The 15951-nt window shown below is 71.9% G+C and carries 16 protein-coding genes; 7 read left to right on the plus strand and 9 right to left on the minus strand.

Going from position 1 to position 15951, the window contains the following annotated elements; all coding sequences use genetic code 11:
• The first annotated feature begins 69 nt into the window (after positions 1–69).
• Genes P1V51_13345 through P1V51_13365 form a run of 5 tightly spaced genes read left to right on the plus strand, consistent with a single transcriptional unit; the run spans position 70 to position 4573 of the window.
• Entirely contained in the window at positions 70–522 is a 453-nt protein-coding gene (locus P1V51_13345; GenBank protein ID MDF1564027.1) for a hypothetical protein, read from the plus strand.
• A complete protein-coding gene (locus P1V51_13350) occupies positions 519–1091 on the plus strand; it encodes a metal-dependent hydrolase (protein MDF1564028.1) in 573 nt (190 codons plus the stop codon). Before P1V51_13345 ends, P1V51_13350 begins: the two co-directional genes overlap by 4 nt.
• Before the next feature lie 47 nt (positions 1092–1138).
• Positions 1139–3373 carry an AgmX/PglI C-terminal domain-containing protein gene (locus P1V51_13355; GenBank protein ID MDF1564029.1) on the plus strand — a complete coding sequence of 745 codons (2235 nt, stop codon included), beginning with the start codon at positions 1139–1141 and terminating at the stop codon, positions 3371–3373.
• 29 nt (positions 3374–3402) lie between these two features.
• Positions 3403–3837 (plus strand): GFA family protein, encoded by a 435-nt coding sequence (locus tag P1V51_13360; GenBank protein MDF1564030.1) that lies wholly within the window; start codon positions 3403–3405, stop codon positions 3835–3837.
• 19 nt (positions 3838–3856) lie between these two features.
• The gene (locus P1V51_13365; GenBank protein ID MDF1564031.1) at positions 3857–4573 is read left to right on the plus strand and encodes a hypothetical protein; all 717 of its coding nucleotides are present in this window, start codon (positions 3857–3859) and stop codon (positions 4571–4573) included.
• On the opposite strand, the gene P1V51_13370 is transcribed toward P1V51_13365, so the two are convergent.
• From P1V51_13370 to P1V51_13395, 6 genes are all read right to left on the minus strand, one after another.
• A complete protein-coding gene (locus tag P1V51_13370; GenBank protein MDF1564032.1) occupies positions 4574–5128 on the minus strand; it encodes a hypothetical protein in 555 nt (184 codons plus the stop codon).
• Between the two features lie 68 nt (positions 5129–5196).
• A complete protein-coding gene (locus P1V51_13375) occupies positions 5197–6645 on the minus strand; it encodes a sigma 54-interacting transcriptional regulator (protein MDF1564033.1) in 1449 nt (482 codons plus the stop codon).
• Between the two features lie 93 nt (positions 6646–6738).
• The gene (locus P1V51_13380) at positions 6739–8730 is read right to left on the minus strand and encodes a tetrathionate reductase family octaheme c-type cytochrome (GenBank protein ID MDF1564034.1); all 1992 of its coding nucleotides are present in this window, start codon (positions 8728–8730) and stop codon (positions 6739–6741) included.
• 188 nt (positions 8731–8918) lie between these two features.
• Positions 8919–9692, minus strand: a complete 774-nt coding sequence (locus P1V51_13385) for a cytochrome b/b6 domain-containing protein (protein ID MDF1564035.1) — start codon at positions 9690–9692, stop codon at positions 8919–8921.
• A 2-nt stretch (positions 9693–9694) separates the two neighbouring features.
• Positions 9695–10795, minus strand: coding sequence for a cytochrome C (locus P1V51_13390; protein MDF1564036.1), 1101 nt, complete (start codon positions 10793–10795; stop codon positions 9695–9697).
• 58 nt (positions 10796–10853) lie between these two features.
• Positions 10854–11276, minus strand: a complete 423-nt coding sequence (locus tag P1V51_13395; protein ID MDF1564037.1) for a hypothetical protein — start codon at positions 11274–11276, stop codon at positions 10854–10856.
• Positions 11277–11426: 150 nt separating this feature from the next.
• Between P1V51_13395 and P1V51_13400 the strand changes: the two genes are divergently transcribed.
• Entirely contained in the window at positions 11427–12401 is a 975-nt protein-coding gene (locus tag P1V51_13400) for a M56 family metallopeptidase (GenBank protein MDF1564038.1), read from the plus strand.
• Positions 12398–12898, plus strand: coding sequence for a hypothetical protein (locus P1V51_13405; protein ID MDF1564039.1), 501 nt, complete (start codon positions 12398–12400; stop codon positions 12896–12898). The genes P1V51_13400 and P1V51_13405 overlap by 4 nt, the downstream gene beginning before the upstream one ends.
• A gap of 5 nt (positions 12899–12903) precedes the next feature.
• Here P1V51_13405 and P1V51_13410 read toward each other — a convergent pair whose 3' ends face one another.
• The 3 genes from P1V51_13410 to P1V51_13420 all read right to left on the minus strand — a co-directional run.
• Positions 12904–13581 (minus strand): response regulator transcription factor, encoded by a 678-nt coding sequence (locus P1V51_13410; GenBank protein MDF1564040.1) that lies wholly within the window; start codon positions 13579–13581, stop codon positions 12904–12906.
• Positions 13578–15413 carry a histidine kinase gene (locus P1V51_13415; protein MDF1564041.1) on the minus strand — a complete coding sequence of 612 codons (1836 nt, stop codon included), beginning with the start codon at positions 15411–15413 and terminating at the stop codon, positions 13578–13580. The genes P1V51_13410 and P1V51_13415 overlap by 4 nt, the downstream gene beginning before the upstream one ends.
• A gap of 106 nt (positions 15414–15519) precedes the next feature.
• Positions 15520–15951: hypothetical protein (locus P1V51_13420; GenBank protein MDF1564042.1), on the minus strand; the 432-nt coding region annotated here is incomplete at its 5' end.

Consider the following 15951-nt stretch of genomic DNA (forward strand, 5'->3'; position numbering starts at 1 on the left):
ATCGGTACCGGCGCGGTTGACCTTCCCGTAACTTCCCTCGACTTCGAGGGCCTCTTCTACCGAACTTCGATGACTTCGACGAGTGCAAACGGACGGGCCGGCCGCTGCCGGGACCTCCCCCCGGGAACCGCCACCCTGGCCTTCGTGACCCCCTGCTCCGCCGAGAAGGACGCTGCGGGCGCGCCGCTCCCGGCGATCGAGCGCTACACGGACCCCCGGATCCGGGAGGTCGAGGCCGCCGCCCGGCAGGCCGGCGCCGACTTCCTCATCTTCTCGGGCGAGTTCGGCCTCCTCGAGGCCTCCACCCCGATCCCCCACTACGACCACCTCCTCCTGGCCGAGGAGGTGCGGGAGCACGCCTCCCAGGTGGCGCGCCAGCTGCGGCAGCGGGGGCTCGACCGGATCCTCTTCTTCACCGCGGGCCTCGAGAAGGACCCCCTCCTGGGCCCCTACCACGACTGCCTGGAGCAGGCCTGCGAGCTGGCCGCGGTCGGCCTCACCTTCATGGAGCTCGCCGCTTGAACCCCGTCACCCACGGCCTCTCGGGCTGGGTGCTCGGCAGCGCCCTCCAGCTCGACCGGCGCGATCGGGCCCTCGTGACCCTCGCCGCGCTCTCGCCCGACCTGGACGGCGCCGGTCTGGTCGTCGACCTCCTGCGCGGCGACTTCGCGCTGCGCCGGGACTACTGGGAGGCCTGGCACCACGTGCTGGCCCACAACCTCACCTTCGCGGTGGCGGTCACCGGGATCGCCCTCCTCCTGGCCCACCGGCGCTGGCTCACCGGCCTGCTGGTCTTCGCGGTGGTCCACCTCCACCTGCTGGAGGACCTCGTCGGCTCCCGGGGGCCCGACGGCTACCAGTGGCCGATCCCCTACCTCGCCCCCTTCGACCGGAGCCTGCAGCTGACCTGGTCGGGGCAGTGGGCGCTGAACGGCTGGCCCAACATCGCCCTGACCCTCTTGCTGATGGTGATCACCGGCTACCTGGTCTGGCGGCAGGGCTGGTCCTTCTTCGCCTACTTCTGGCGGCGCGGCGACGAGGTGCTGGTGAAGACCCTGCGCGGCCGCTTCGGCGAGCCCTCGGAGCGCTGACCGCTTCCTGATAGGTACGGGCGGTACCCTCGTTCGCAGGAGGTCCCGTGACGACCGCTGACGTCCGCAAGCCCGCCTCTCCCGGCCTCGCGCTGGCCCTCGTGATCGGCTTCGATCTGCTGGCCTTCCTCGGCGTCGGTGCCGCCGTCGTCCTCGCCAGCCGGGGACCGGGCCGCTGGTTCGTGGAGGGGGGCCCCTGGATGTACCTCCTTCTCCTCCTCTTCTTCGCCCAGGCCGGCGCGGCCATCCTCCTCTCGGTGCTCCACCTCTCCCGCCGGGTGCCCCTGCCCCTCTACCTCGCCCTCCCCTTCCTGGTCCTGCTGGTCGGCGTCCTGGGCCGGGTGCTGGGCATCGAGCAGGCCTTCGAGGCCATCGCCTACGCCGCCCCGGATCAGAAGGGCGCGATGTGGGGCATGTCCCTCTCCATCGCCGACATCCCCCGCGCCTTCGCCTTCTTCCTGGTCTCCGCCGGCGGGCTCTTCACCCTGGCAGGCGTGACGGCGGCGGCCTTCACCCGCCGCACGCCGGGCGAGCACCTGCCCTTCGCGGGCATCGCCGGCGGCACGGCGGTCGTGGGCGCGGCGGCGGTGATCGTCCTGGGCCTGATCGAGAGCCAGGCCACCGGCCTGCGGCCGGTCCTCTTCGGGGTCGTGCTCCTGCTCTGCGCGCCCCTCCTGGCCCTCGCCGCGCCGGCCCTCAAGGGGCTCTCCGAGCACGAGGACGAGCGTGAGCGGGCCCATGGCTTCGCGCTGGCCCTCGGCGCCGCCCTCGGCCTGCTCCTGGGGGTGGCCGGGTTCGCCCTGGCCCTCGAGAGCGGCGATCGCTCCACCGCCCTCTCCGCGGTCTACGCCGCCCCGCCGGATCAGATGGCCGCGATGCTCACCGCCTCGATGGCCTTCTCCCGGACCGCCTCCCTCCTCGGCGTGATCGCCACCCTGGCCGCGCTCTTCGTGGCGGCGCCCCTGCTGATCTTCGCCGGCCCGGGTGCCCCGGCCTTCGCCGGGCGCCACCCCCTGCAGCTGGTGCTCCTCCTCGTCCTCGTCGGCGGGGGCGTGGGCATCGACCGGCTCGGGGAGGGCAACGAGGGCCGGCGCCACGCCGTCCTCCGGGAGGCGCTGAAGAGCCCCCTCCCGGCGGACCTGGACCTGCCCGAGAGCAGCGCCCGCCTCGTCCCCGACGGCGACCACGCCATCCTGCTCCTGCGGGGAGAGGCGCTGGTACCGGCCCGGGAGGGCGCGGGTGAGCTGCAGGGACGCGAGCGCCCCAACCTGGCCCTGGACGCGAGCACCTCCGGGACCACCCTGCGCTCGCTGGCGGCCGGCCTGCAGCGGGACCGCGTGGATGGCATCCGCCTGCTGGTGCGAGAGCGCCCCGGCGGGGAGCGCCTCGCTCTCTCCGACGAGCGGCGGGCCCACCTGCTCTCCTTCGGCATCCCCGGCGAGCTGCTGGTGCTCTCGGGCCCGGAGGCGAGCGCCATCAACCTGGGGCTCGCCGAGCGGATCGCGGAGTTCATCACGCCGGGGGAGGACGCCCTCGGGCTGATGCTCGAGCTCGACGGCGCCGAGGTGCGGCCCTCGACCACCCTCGGCCCCCTCGCGCCGATCCCGGCGACCGCCGCGGGTGAGGTCGATCGCGCGGCCCTCGGCGCCCTCCTCGCCCGGCTCAAGGAGGAGCACCCCGACGAGACCCTGGTCGCGATCTACCCGGGCGATGAGAGCTCGCTGCAGCAGGTCGTGGACGTCCTCGACGCCACCCGCGAAGGCCCGGGCGAGGCGTGGGATCGCGCCCTCCTCTACCCCGACACCCTCCTCGTCACCTCGCCGCTCCGCACGCCGGCGCCCGGGGGGCGCGACCGGATGAGCGAGCTGCTCGAGGCCATGATGGGCCGCCCTCCCGCCGCCGACGGTCTCGGCGACGGGGACGGCCCTGACCACGGCCCCGCCGGGACCTCGGGCGCGGCCGATCACCGGCCGCCGACCGTGATGGGCTCACTCTCGCAGGAGGTGATCGCCCGGGTGGTCCGGCGCCATGGCGCCGAGTTCCGCTACTGCTACGAGAAGGAACTACAGACGACGCCGGGGATGGCCGGCGAGGTGGCCGTGAAGTTCGTCATCACCAGCGAGGGCAGCGTGAGCACCGCCAAGATCGCGCGCACCACCCTCCAGAACGAGAGGGTCGAGCGCTGCCTGCTCCAGCGCTTCCAGCGCCTGCGCTTCCCCGCGCCCGCGGGCGGCGGCATCGTCATCGTCACCTACCCCTTCGTCTTCCGCACCGCGGAGTGAGAACCCCGGGCCCCTGAAGGAGCGAGCGAATGACCCACCTGAACGCCCACTGTCTCTGCGGCGCCGTCCGCGCCCGCCTCGAGCTGCCCACCCTCTTCGGCGTCCACTGTCACTGCCGCTGGTGCCGCCGCGCCCACGGGGCGGCCTACGTCACCTGGACCGGCGTGCCCGAGGAGCGCTTCGAGCTCGTCTCCGGCGAGACCTCGGTCACCTGGTACGCGTCCTCGAGGTGGAGTCGGCGGGGCTTCTGCCCGACCTGTGGCACCACCCTCTTCTTCCAGACCACCGCCGCGCCTGGCGAGATACACGTGGCCGCGGCCTGCCTAGAGGGCGAGCTCGACCGCGAGATCGGCGCCCACGTCTTCTTCGAGCAGCACCTGCCCTGGGTCTCGGTGGACGAGCACCTGCCTCGCCTGGAGGGTGACGATCCGGCCCTGGCCGCCTACGCTGAGGTGGGCAAGTAGAACGACAAGGAGGACCTCCATGTTCGACCGCTGGCTGCTCCTCTCCACCGCCGGGCTGCTCCTCTTCACCGGCTGCCCCACTGACGACGACCCCGGCGACCCCGACGGGGGCGGTGCCTCGACGACGCCCTGCGCCGAGCTGGCGGAGGCCGGCTGCCGGGAGCGCGCCGACTGCGCGGTGGACACCTGCTTCGTCTGCTCCTGCGCACCCACCTTCCACGCGTGCCGTGAGGCGTCGGCCGCGCCGGCCGAGTGCCCGGACTACGACTGTCCGCAGCCCGAGTGCTGTGGTGCCACCGCCGACTGCTCCAACGCCGGTGCTCCCTGCTCCCCTCCGGGCTCGGTGCCCTCCTGCGGCATCTGCGACGACGCGCCGGGGGACTGCACGAGCGACGCGGAGTGCGGATACTTCGAGATCTGCGAGCCGGTCCGCTGCTCCTGCTCGGGCGCGAGGGCCTGCGTGCCGGGCTGTCGGGACCCCGGGGATGGCTGCTCGCCGACCGACCCCTGCTCGGGGCTGGTGCTCTGCCCCACGGGGTGGAGCTGTGACGCGCGCGAGCACCCGCACTGCGTCGCGACGAGCTGCGCCGCGGCCCCCGACTGCCCGCCCGACTTCGACTGCAGCGCGGGCGCCTGCGAGCGGCGCCACTGCCAGCTCGATCTGGACTGCGAGGGCGTCTGCGTCGAGGGCCGCTGCTACGCGTCCTACGGCCGCTGCGAGCTCCCGGTACCTTGATCAGAAACCGGTGGGCACGGGCCCGCAGACCTTCGCGTCGACCCGGGCGAAGACGCCCTGCTCCAGGGTGCAGTGCTCGTCCGCGCCCTCGGCCTCGCAGGTGAAGGTGAAGCCCTTCGCGTCGAGGGTGCCGGAGTAGGTCCAGAGGTTGCGGGAGAAGCCATCGCTCTCCTTGCCCGAGAGGTCGGTGTCCAGGCCGATGGCGTCGCCCCAGAGATCGCGCTCGCCGAGCTGGAAGGAGAGCTTCACCCCCTCGACCTTCACGGCCTTCGCGTCGGTCTTGAACCAGGCGACGAAGTCCGGCCCCTCGACTCCGAGGTACTCGGCGGAGAGGACGCCCTCGCTGCCGGTGATGCGCAGCTGGTGGGGCTCCTGCCCCTCCTCGGACCACTGGTAGCAGCCGGTGAGCTCGACGGCGGGCGGCGCCTCGGGCTTCGTCGGCGCGGGCGCGGCCTCCTCTGGCGCGGGCGCGGTGGGGGGCGGCGCCTCCTCCTTCTGCTCGGGGCAGGCGGTGAGGAGGAGCACGAGGGCGAGGAGAAGTGACGGGGTCCGCATGAGGGCCATCCTAGGAAAGGCCGTGCGCGAGCGTGAGCGCGTGCGCGTGCGCGGGCGGACCGGGGGCTCTACTCGCCCTCGCCGTTTTCGCCTAGCCCCGCCTCCTTGAGCCACTTCCAGAGCGTGACCCGGCTGACGCCGAGCGCGGCGGCGGCCTGGGCCCGGATGCCACCGGCGGCGTCCAGGGCCCGCTGGAGGGTCTCGGGGGCGGGGCGCGGATCACCGCGCCGGTGGCGGCGGCGCCCGCCGTGGTGGCCGTTGGCGGAGCGCGGATCGCGCAGCAGAGGCGGCAGATCCTCGGGGCGGATCTGGCCGTCGCGGGAGACGGTGAGGGCGAACTCGATGGCGTGCTCGAGCTCACGCACGTTGCCCGGCCAGGTGTGCTCGAGGAGGCGGTCCATCACCTCCGGGCCGATCGAGGGCCGCGCGCCCTCCTGCTCCCGGGCGTGACGCTCGAGGAAGTGCTCGACCAGCACCGGGATGTCCTCCCGGCGCTCGCGGAGGGAGGGCACGGTCAGGGGGATGGTGGCCAGGCGGTAGTAGATGTCGGTGCGGAAGCGTCCCTCCTGGCACCGCTGCAGCAGGTCGACGTTGGTGGCGGCCAGCACCCGGATGTTCACGGTGCGGGTCGTGCTGTCACCGACCCGCTCGAACTGCTGCTCCTGCAGCACCCGCAGCAGCTTGGTCTGCACCTCGATGGAGAGATCCGAGATCTCGTCCAGGAAGATGGTCCCGCCGTTGGCCGCCTCGAAGCGGCCGATGCGATCGGTGGCGGCGCCGGTGAAGGCGCCCTTCACGTGGCCGAAGAGCTCGCTCTCGACCAGGGAGGGGGAGAGGGCCGGGCAGCTGACCCGGATGAAGGGCCGGCTCCGGCGCGGGCTCGAGTGGTGGATGGCCGAGGCGACCAGCTCCTTGCCGGTGCCGGTCTCGCCGGTGATGAGGATCGAGGCCCGGGAGGGCGCCGCCAGGTCGATGCGATCGAAGAGGGCCATCATCGAGGGGTGCCGGCCGATGATCTCGGTGCGGACCTTGGCCCGATCGCGCAGCGCGCTGACCTCGTTCTGCAGGGCCTCGATCTCCGAGAGGTCGGCCACCGACTCGATGGCCCCGATGATCTCGCCCCGCGCGTTCCGCATCAGGCGGGCGTTCTTGTGGACGGCCACCCGGCTGCCGTCCTTCCGGCGCAGGGTGCAGCGCTTGCGATCGAAGCCCTGCTTCTCCTCGAAGAGGACGCAGCGCTTCCCCGGAGGACCGATGGGCCCGCCGAAGCAGGTGTCCCCCTGCATGGCCGAGCAGTTCTGCCCCACCATCTCCTCGGCCTTCAGTCCGGTGAGCTCCTCCATCGCTCGGTTCCAGCAGCTGATGGTCCCCTCGACGTCGACGGTGAAGAGACCCGCCGGGAGGGTCGCCAGGACCTGCTGGAGGAGCTCCTTGCTGTCGATTCCGCCCACGTAGATCTCCATGGGAGGCGCGCCGCCGTCGGTGGGAGGTCGTTCTGGAGGTGTCTGGCGCGTCATGGGCGGTCCGGACCACCCTAGGCGCCAGATCCCGGGTGACAATCGCCGCCGGGCCCCGAGGGGGCGAGGCCCGGCGGCGGGCAGGCCCGGGGCCTAGGGGTTGCGGCTACCGCAGGCCACGGCGCCACCCGTCATCGGATCGCAGCTGTAGCCCAGCGCGGCGAAGTCGAAGTCCGCGTTGCCGTTGTGGCAGTCCGAGCACCCGAGCGCGGCGGTCCGCGGCGCGACCTCGTGGTTGATGCCCAGGTAGAGCTCGGTGTGGATCCACTCCCAGTCCGAGGCGGTCAGGACCGTGCCGGCGGCGAGCTGGCCCGCGGCGATGCCGCCGGCCTGCAGGGCGGCCGTCCAGTTCGCCTCGACCGTGGCCGGATCGTAGGAGGCGGCGTCGGGGATGGTGGCCCAGAAGCCGCCGGGGCCGAAGAGCTTCGGCGCGGCGACCAGCCGGGTGGCGGTGAAGGCGGGCTGCTGCCCGACCATCCGCTTGAAGGGGAAGATCTTCGCGCCGGCGTCGGCGAAGGTGGCCAGGGGCTCGCCCAGGGTCACGGGCTGCGCGGCGGAGACACCGTCGCCCGCCGGGTAGCTGTCGGCGAGGGTCATCCGGGTGGTCCGGCCGTCGTACCAGCGGTAGGCCGGGCGCACGTTCTTCTCCCAGACGAAGTCACCCTTCATGTAGTCGTAGCTCTTCACCACGGTGCCGTCGGAGAGGGTGGTGGTCTCGACGCCATCGGTGCCGCGGGTGCGGTTGCCGGCGGTGGACCAGTTCCAGTCCATCTTCGTGGGCTGCTGCCGCGAGAAGGCCGGCACGTGGCAGGTCTGGCAGGCGATGTCGAGGGCGTGGTTGTTGGTGGCCGCGCTCGCGTGGGGGGTGCCGCCGTGGCAGTCCTCACAGGCCAGCCGGCCCTCGGAGACGGGCAGGTGCACGCCCTGACCGGTGAGGGTGTGGTTGGGGCCCGCGTGGCAGTTGGCGCAGTCCATGCCGTTGCCCATGTGGAAGTCGGTGTCGACCGTCGGGGCGGCCAGGGCCGAGCCGATGTCGCCCTTCTTCACGTTGTCGCCGCCACCCGCGCTGAAGTGGCACTTTCCGCAGTTGGCGCGCTCGGGGCGACCGACGCTGCGGGCCGCGATGGCAAGGTCGTAGGCCGGCGGCGGCAGGCCCGCGGTCTTCGGCTCCTTGGTGTAGCCGACGCCCGGATCGGAGTGGCAGACGAGGCAGTCGATGTTGTTCTGATTGCCGAAGTCGAAGCTGGGCGAGTCGTAACCGTAGCCGGCGTGGCACTGGCTGCAGCGCTTCTCGTTGGCGACGATCGAGACGCAGAAGTTGTTGATGAGGTTCTTCTTGCCGACCGTGGTGTCGTTCTCGTGGCCCTGCAGCGCGGGAGTGGAGCCCTCCCACTTCCAGTGAGCGGTCTGGAGCATGTCGGTGCCGGCCTGGGGGTGGCAGCCGAGGCAGGCGGTGGTGACGGCCGGGCCGTCGGCAAAGGGACCGGCCAGGGCGGTGAAGCCCTGGTGGAAGTTCATCTGGCTGCAGACGCCGGTGTCGCAGGTCTCGTTGGGGCCGCAGAGGTCGATGCAGACCGGCGCGGCGCCCGACGCATCACAGAACTGACAGGGGCCGCAGGCCGGATCGCAGGCCGGCGACTCGCAGACGCCCGCGTTGCAGGCCACGCCCGCCGCGCAGTTGTCGGTGCAGACCGGGGCCGCGCCCGAGGTGTCGCAGGTCTGGCAGGGGCCGCAGGCCGGATCGCAGGCCGTGACCTCACAGGCGCCGGCGTTGCAGACCAGGCCGGGGCCGCAGTTGTCGACGCAGGCCGGGGCGGCGCCCGAGGTGTCGCAGGTCTGGCAGGGCCCACAGGCCGGGTCACAGGTGACCGGGGCGTCCGCCACGCAGGCGCCCGCCTCGCAGGTGGTGCCCTCGCCGCAGGTGCTGACGCAGGCGGCGCTCTCGCCGCTCTCGTCGCAGACCATGCAGGCGTTCGCGTCGCAGGCGGGATCGCAGGCGGACTTCTCGGCGGGACAGCCCGCGCCGAGGGTGAGCAGCGCCAGCGACGCCAGAGAGAAGAAGAGGAGCTTCGATCGAGAATGCATGTTGCCTCCGTGGCGGGTCGCAATATTTGCAGGTGACCTTCACCTGAACGGAACAGGGAGCGACCGTTCTCCGGAGGCGTAAGGCAAGGAGAGTGCCACCCGAGGATGGCCCGTGATTTCGAAACGTTAGCGGCGCCAACCATTTCTGGTTGACGCCGCTGATGAACGTTCGAGTTTACGGTTTACGTCTAGCCGGCTTTTGCCCCCTTCTCGGGGGGCTCCGCTTTACCCTCCTCGCCCGCCGGCGCCGCGCTCTGTTCCCCCTCGGGGAAGAGGCGGTCGTACTCCCGGCGGTGCTTGTGACGCAGCTCCTCCACCGGCATGTAGCCGGAGAGGATCACCTTGTCGAAGGGGAAGACCTCGGGGGCCAGGCTGGCGCCGTAGATGTGCCAGACGGCGATGGTCAGGAAGGCCAGCACCGCCTCGCTCGAGTGCATCATCCGGGCCGCGGGGATGAACTGACCGGGGAGGAGCTGGGCGACGATGATCGGGTACATCAGGAAGAAGCCGGTGACGATCATCACCACCCCACCCATGATCAGGCCGACGTACTCGAACTTCTGGCGGTAGTCGAACTTGGGCAGCCGCGGTGGGTTCGGCGCCATCCCGAGGTAGTAGCGCAGGTTCTGCCAGGCATCCCGCAGGTCCTGGGGCAGGGGCAGGAGCGTCCAGCGCATCTTGTGGGTGAGCAGGCCGACCACCGCCGCGCCCACGTGGAGCAGCGCGTGGATGGAGAAGGCGATGCCCGCCACCCGGTGGAAGGTGCGCATGGTGTCCAGGCCGCCGAAGAGCTCGGTGAGGGCCGAGGCCCAGCCGGCGTCGTAGAACTTCTGCGGGAAGCCCGTGAGGATCAGGAGGGCGAAGGTGGCGAAGGCGAACCAGTGTTCGACCCTCCGGAAGGGGGAGAAGCGCTCGATCTCCCGGGTGCCATCTTCGAGGACGCGAAGCTTGGGAGCATTCATGGCTAGTTCCTCCCACCGTGGTTCGAGATGCTGCGGGCCTTCCAGAGGTGCATCAGGATGTGCAGCACCAGACCCAGGATGATGAAGGGGATGAGCAGGCGGTAGAACCACTTCACCGCCCACACCAGCGGCGCGCTCTCGAAGGTGGGCGGGTAGTGGCGCATCCAGGCGTCGGCGAAGCTGTCCGGCACCTCCTCGTGGCAGGTGCGGCACTGCTTGGCGATGCGAGCCCGGATCTCGTCGGGGGCTCCCTCCCGATCCCACTTCTGGATGGAGTGGATCCCGTGGCAGTCGGTGCAGGTGGCCATGGGCTTGCCCGGCAGGCCGGCCCCGGCGGCGTAGAGCTGGTTCGACGCCCCGTGGAAGTCCTCCAGGTAGGTGCTGGCCACGTTGGCGTCGAGACCGTAGGGCTTCATCCGCTTGGCGTCACCGTGGCACTTCACGCAGATCTCGTGCTCGGCGACGCGGAACTCCTTCTTGCGGGGATCGGCGATGGCGTGGGCGCCGTGGCAGTCGGTGCAGGCCGGCAGATCTCCGTTCGCCTCGGCGGCGAGGGCCGGGCCGTGGACCGACTTCTCGTAGCGGGAGAAGACCTCCTCGTGGCAGCGGGCGCAGCCCCGGCCGAGGGTCGCCCGGTGGTTCCCGGGCTTCTTGACCTCGTGCGCGCCGTGGCAGTCGATGCAGGTGGGCGCGTCGGTGTTGCCCTGCTCGAGCAGCTGGTAGTGGATGCCGTCGAGCGCCCGCGTGTAGTAGGCGTGGTGGCAGCGGTTGCAGGTCTTGGCGGAGTCGATCTGATAGGTGCGGCGGCTGCCCGCCGTCAGCTCCGGGTGCGGATGATCGCTGATCGCCCGGTGGCAGTCCGGGCAGGCGAGCGTGGCATGGACCGAGGCGTCGATCTTCTCCTGGTCCACGCCGACGTCGATGACCGAGCCGTCGGCGAACTCGACCTCTTCCCCTTCGAGATCGGCGTGACAGTCCAGGCAGTCCTGGCTACCGGCTGGTACCGCCCCGGCCAGCGCCGGCACGGTCAGCGCGACCGTACCGGCGAGCAGGGCAGCCCGGGCCGACAGCAGGATGGAGAACAGCCGGGGGTGTTCATTCATGGGTGTGTTCATCGCTGGTCCCTCCTGCGAGCAGGGGTCTCGTGGGGGAAGGTCAGACCTACTGCTTGTCTGCCTCCTCCTCGGCGCGGGCGGCGTCCACCTCGGTCTCGAGGTCGGAGAGCTCGTCCCGATCCGACCCTTCCTCTCCCTCGTTCTCACGCTGGAGGTAGGAGGCGACGGGAGCGCCCTGCATGCGCAGCAGCGGGGCCTGCTCGCGGACGGCCTCACCGGCCTTCTTGGAGAGGGCCTGGGCGGCGAGGACGGCGATGGACGCGAAGATCAGCACCGGGAAGAGGATCACGAAGGCCACGCCGAGGAGCGGGCTGCCCAGGAGGGCCAGGAAGGTCGGGATCCGGACGTAGTTGGCGCCCGGCTCGCCCTCGAGGATCTCGTCGTCGCTGCTGACGAACTGGAGGTCGATGGGGTTGAGGTTGAAGTAGACACCACGGGGGACGGGCTGATTGGAGAAGTAGTTCTTCATGGCCGGGCTCCTTTCGGGGTTCTTTGTTGGCCCACTGCAAACGTATCCACTGGGCCTTCCCCCTACCCTCGGGAAGAGTGCGTGGTCTTAGGGGGTAAGATTCCCTAGTTGTTCGGTTGCGACTCCCTAACGGCCCGAAGGCCGGGATAGATGCTCCTCCTCCTCGTCACGAACCTGCTCCACGCCGCCGTGGCCCTCCTCTTCTGCGTGGGGCTGCGCCCCTTCACCGGCGCGCTCTCGGCCTCGCGGTGGTCGCACCTGCTGGGGCTGGGGCTGACGCTGCCGGTCTTGGTCCCGGTCCTGCGCCTGGCGGGCGCGCCGGGCCTCCCCGAGGGCTGGCGCCTGCTGCGGAGCCAGGGCTGGCTGGACCTCCTGGTGGACGGCGGCTGGCCCCTCTGGATCGGCTTCACCGTTCTCCTCTGCGGCACCGCCCTGATCTTCCTCTTCCAGGAGGCCCTGCCCCTCCTCTACTCCCGGAGGATGGACCACGCCGCCGTGATCCCGGAGCCGCCGCCCGAGCTCCTCGCCCGCTACGAGGCGCTCCTCGAGGGCTTCCGCGCCCGGGGCCACTTCCGCTGGGCGCGCCCGCCCCGGCTGCAGCTGATCGACGAGCCGCGGGCGATCGCCGCGGTGCGGGGGCTCACCGATCCCCGGGTGGTCATCTCCACCGGGATCGTCGCGCGCCTCGACGAGCGGGAGCTCGACGGGGTGATCGCCCACGAGCTGGCCCACGTGGCCCGCGGGGGCAACCTCGTCCGGCTGGGGCTCTGGCTGCTGCGCGCCCTGCAGGCCCCCAACCCCTTTGCCCTCACCCTGGCCCGGGCCCACTTCGAGGCGAACGAATCGGCCTGCGACGCCCTGGCCGCCGCCGTCACCGGCCGCCCCGCCGCCCTCGCCTCGGCCCTGCTCAAGACCCGCAACCGCACCCGCCTGCGCGAGGACCAGCCCGCCCTGCGCCGGGCCCGCCTGGAGGTCCACCGGCGCTCCGACCTCGAGGCCACCCGCGCCCGGGTGCTCGCCCTCCTCCACGATCGCCGCCACACCACGGTGGGCCTCGGCGACCGCTTCCTCTTCCGGCTGCCGCGCCTGATCCTGATCGGCGCCCTGCTCTGGAGCATCGGATGAGCCCCTCGCGCTCGCTGAGAACCTGGCTGGGGGGAGCCCTCTGGACGGCGCTGCTGGTGGTCGGCCTCTTCCTCCTGGACCGGCGGGTGATCGCGCCGAAGCCCCCGGAGGACGTCTGGCGCCAGGTCTCCCTCGAGACCCACCGCGTGGGGCTCCCGGTCCTGCCCGCCTACCTGCCGGCCTCCCTCACCTGGCCGCCGGCGGTCGTCTGGCTTCGCGGCGGCGAGGCGCCGCAGGAGTGGCTGGGCCTGCGCGAGGAGGGCAGCGAGCGCACCCGGATCTGGATCGGCTGGAACGCCGGCAGCCTCCCGCCGGCCCTCTCCGGGCTGGCCGGCTGTCTGCAGGAGCGAGCGCTCTGCCCCGAGGGCTGGCGCTTCCTCTCGACCACCCTCGATGACGACAGCTGCGAGGTGAGCTTGCTCACCGACCTCGACCCGCGGGAGGCGCGGCGGATCCTCCAGGGCCTCTCCCCGGCCCGCCCCCACGAGCTGCCCTGAAGCGATCAGTCGCTGTGGGGGTCGAGGGTGAGCAGCCCGACGCGGATGGCGAACTGCACCAGCTTCGAGCGGTTGTGGATGCTCAGCTTCTCCATCATGTTCGCCCGGTGGGCCATGGCGGTCTTCACCGCCACCCCGAGGGACGCGGCGATCTCCTTGTTGGAGAGGCCCTCGGCCACCAGCCCCAGCACCTGCTGCTCCCGGGGCGTGAGCAGGTGGAGCATCTCCTCGTCGTTCGCGGGGACCGGCTCCTCGCTCCGGCGCCCCGGCAGCAGCGCGCCGGCGAGCCCCGGATCGACGTAGGTCCCGCCGCTGGCGACGGCGCGCAGGGCCGAGAGCAGCTCCTCGCCCCGGGCGGTCTTCAGCAGGTAGCCGTTGGCACCCGCCTCGAGGGCCCGCCGCAGGTACACCTCCTCGGCGTGCTGGGTCAGCACCAGGATGCGGGTGCGCACCCGCTGGCGGCGCAGCTCGATCACGGTCCCGAGCCCGCCGAGCCCGGGCATGGAGAGATCGAGGATGAGCACGTCGGGGCGCTTCTCCGTGACCAGCGCCACGGCGCCGTCCCCGTCGCTGGCCTCCCCGACGATGTCGATCTGGGGATCGGTCTGCTCCTCGAGGAAGGCCCGCAGGCCCACCCGGAGCACCACGTGATCATCGGCGATGGCGACTCGTAGGAGGGTCATGCGCTCTCTCCCTCTTCGTTCAGGGGGTGGGCCCGTAGCGGGGCCACGACCCGGACGGTCGTGCCCTCGGTCCGGCTGGAGGTGATGGCGATCTCGCCCCCGATCAGGCGGGCCCGCTCGGACATCCCGATGAGCCCCAGGCCGCGGCCCTGCTCGCTGGCCTCCTCGACGATGCGGCCCGGATCGAAGCCCCGGCCGTCGTCCTCGATGAGCAGCTCGATGTCGGACTCGTTGCAGCGCACCGTCACCAGGACGTGCTCCGCGCCGGCGTGGAGCACGGCGTTGTTCAGCGCCTCCTGGGCGATGCGGTAGAGCGAGACCGAGGTCTCGTACTCGAGCTCGATCTCGTCTCCCGGGCAGTCGAGCTCCAGCATGCCGTGCAGCGCCTTGAGGCGGGGATCCCGCTCCAGGAGCCACTGCAGGGCAGCCACGAAGCCCATGGTCTCGAGGACCGAGAGGCGCAGATCCAGGAGGATCCGGCGCACGGTCTCGAGCATCGACGAGGCCCGCTGCTCGAGCTCCCGCAGCGAGTGAAGGACCGCCTCCGAGCTCACCCGGCCGGTGAGGCGCTCGATCTCCAGCCGCATGGCCGCCAGATCCTGGGCCACCGTGTCGTGGAGCTCGCGGGCCACGCGCGCCCGCTCGTCCTCCTGGGCCCGCAGCACCCGGTGGAGCAGGCGGCGCCGGGAGACGAGGGTGCGCTCCTCGCTCTGCATGGCCAGCACCGAGTCGACCATCCGCCCCCGCCAGCTCTCCAGGGCCAGGGCGAGCTGCCCGATCTCGTCGCGACTCTTGGGGCCGAGGGAGATCCGGTTCTCGTGGTCCTCGGCGGCGTGGACGGCGCGGGTCAGGCGCTTCACCGGCGCGACCGTCGCTCGAACCGAGAGCCCGGCGAAGATCAGGAAGAGCATGATGAAGGAGGTGCCCAGCAAGAGGAGGCGGTTGCGCAGGTGCAGGGCGGGCGCCAGGGCCATCCGCTCCGGCTGGATCACCGCCACCCCCAGGGGCAGCGTGGGCAGGGGCGCGAAGGCGAGCACGTCGGTGTCCCGGTCGGGCTCCTCGACGCCGTGGCAGGAGTGGCAGCGGCCCTGGAGGGTCTCTCGCCGCTGGATCGAGTCGGCCAGGGCCCGATCGTGGTCGCGCTTGCTCAGGAGATCCGAGACCCGGGTCGCGGCGACCACCTTCCCCCCGCGATCGATCAGCTCGATCTCGGCCCGGGAGGGGCGGGCCAGCTCGGTGAGCGGCTCGAGGAGGTTGTTGGTCGCCGGCTGGAGCAGGCCGCCGACGTAGCCGGCCGGCTGCCCCAGCGGATCCTCCAGCCGCTGGAGGAAGACGACCATGGGCCGGTGGGCCAGCTCGGCCTGCCGGCTGGCCACGGTCCGGGGCCGCCCCGCGAGGAGCTGATCCTCATCGAGGAGCGCCTGCAGCCCCTCGGGGACGTCGGGGGCGCCGACCAGGACCTTTCCCTCCAGGTCGGTGAGGAAGACCCCCTCGGAGAAGAGGCAGGTGGGATACTCCCGCGCCAGCGCGTCCCGGTAGGCGGTCCAGCGGTCGGGCTCGCCCCAGCTCTCGGGATCGTGGACGGGGATCTGGTGGGCCAGGTGCGCGAGCTGCTGCAGGATGCGCTGCTCGACGAACGCCCCGGCGGCGGAGGCCAGCTGGGTGCGCTCGAGCAGGAGGCGCTCGACCGAGTCGTCCACCATCAGCGTGACGAGCACGCCCACCGCGCCCATGAGGCTGCCACAGCCCAGCGCGAGGAAGAGCGCCGCCCGCGCGTAGAGACTCTCCCGCCAGCGGCGAGGTGGTCTTCGGGGGTGGCTGTCTGCGTGCATCGTCGATCTCGTTGCAGACCGCCTCGCACCCACGACGGTTCGTTCACGCACGAGCCTCGTTCGAGCGCGAGACTCGCCTGCAACCTAGGGCGCCAAGGGGGGCGCGTCAGCGATGCAGGGTCAGGCCGACCGAGAGGCCCAGCACGAGCACGTTCGAGCGGAAGTGATCCGACTCGAAGAGCAGGCGCTCGTAGGCCGCCTCCAGACCGAGCCGGACCGGCCCCAGAGCGTAGCCGCCGCCGAGCCCGGCCCGCAGGTGGAAGAACTCGTCCAGGGCCGTGAGGCCCCCGGTCAGGAAGAAGCTCGCCTCGTCCTTTCGCCAGGGGAAGGCCCGCAGCTCGAGCCGGCCCCCGAGGACCCGCTGGGGCGCGCCCCCCGAGGTCTCCCAGGGGCGCAGGAGGAGCGCGAAGGCCGCCCCGACGCGCCGGTGGGCCCAGGCGAGCTGCACCCCGGGGAAGCCCCCCGGGCTCAGGGGGTCGACGTCGGTGCGCAGGGCGAGCACCAGCTCGTGCCCCCCGGGCGCCCGGGTCCGCGGCCC

It is taken from the genome of Deltaproteobacteria bacterium, from assembly GCA_029210625.1.
In the GTDB taxonomy this organism is placed as follows: Bacteria; Myxococcota; Myxococcia; order SLRQ01; family SLRQ01; genus JARGFU01.

Bases quoted from the DNA above. Each gene is read 5' to 3' on its own strand.
- P1V51_13390 (MDF1564036.1), bottom strand. From the start codon at position 10,795: ATGAATGAACACCCCCGGCTGTTCTCCATCCTGCTGTCGGCCCGGGCT.
- P1V51_13410 (MDF1564040.1), bottom strand. From the start codon at position 13,581: ATGACCCTCCTACGAGTCGCCATCGCCGATGATCACGTGGTGCTCCGG.
- P1V51_13395 (MDF1564037.1), bottom strand. From the start codon at position 11,276: ATGAAGAACTACTTCTCCAATCAGCCCGTCCCCCGTGGTGTCTACTTC.
- P1V51_13365 (MDF1564031.1), top strand. From the start codon at position 3,857: ATGTTCGACCGCTGGCTGCTCCTCTCCACCGCCGGGCTGCTCCTCTTC.
- P1V51_13385 (MDF1564035.1), bottom strand. From the start codon at position 9,692: ATGAATGCTCCCAAGCTTCGCGTCCTCGAAGATGGCACCCGGGAGATC.
- P1V51_13380 (MDF1564034.1), bottom strand. From the start codon at position 8,730: ATGCATTCTCGATCGAAGCTCCTCTTCTTCTCTCTGGCGTCGCTGGCG.
- P1V51_13415 (MDF1564041.1), bottom strand. From the start codon at position 15,413: ATGCACGCAGACAGCCACCCCCGAAGACCACCTCGCCGCTGGCGGGAG.
- P1V51_13370 (MDF1564032.1), bottom strand. From the start codon at position 5,128: ATGCGGACCCCGTCACTTCTCCTCGCCCTCGTGCTCCTCCTCACCGCC.
- P1V51_13405 (MDF1564039.1), top strand. From the start codon at position 12,398: ATGAGCCCCTCGCGCTCGCTGAGAACCTGGCTGGGGGGAGCCCTCTGG.
- P1V51_13375 (MDF1564033.1), bottom strand. From the start codon at position 6,645: ATGACGCGCCAGACACCTCCAGAACGACCTCCCACCGACGGCGGCGCG.
- P1V51_13345 (MDF1564027.1), top strand. From the start codon at position 70: ATGACTTCGACGAGTGCAAACGGACGGGCCGGCCGCTGCCGGGACCTC.
- P1V51_13360 (MDF1564030.1), top strand. From the start codon at position 3,403: ATGACCCACCTGAACGCCCACTGTCTCTGCGGCGCCGTCCGCGCCCGC.
- P1V51_13400 (MDF1564038.1), top strand. From the start codon at position 11,427: ATGCTCCTCCTCCTCGTCACGAACCTGCTCCACGCCGCCGTGGCCCTC.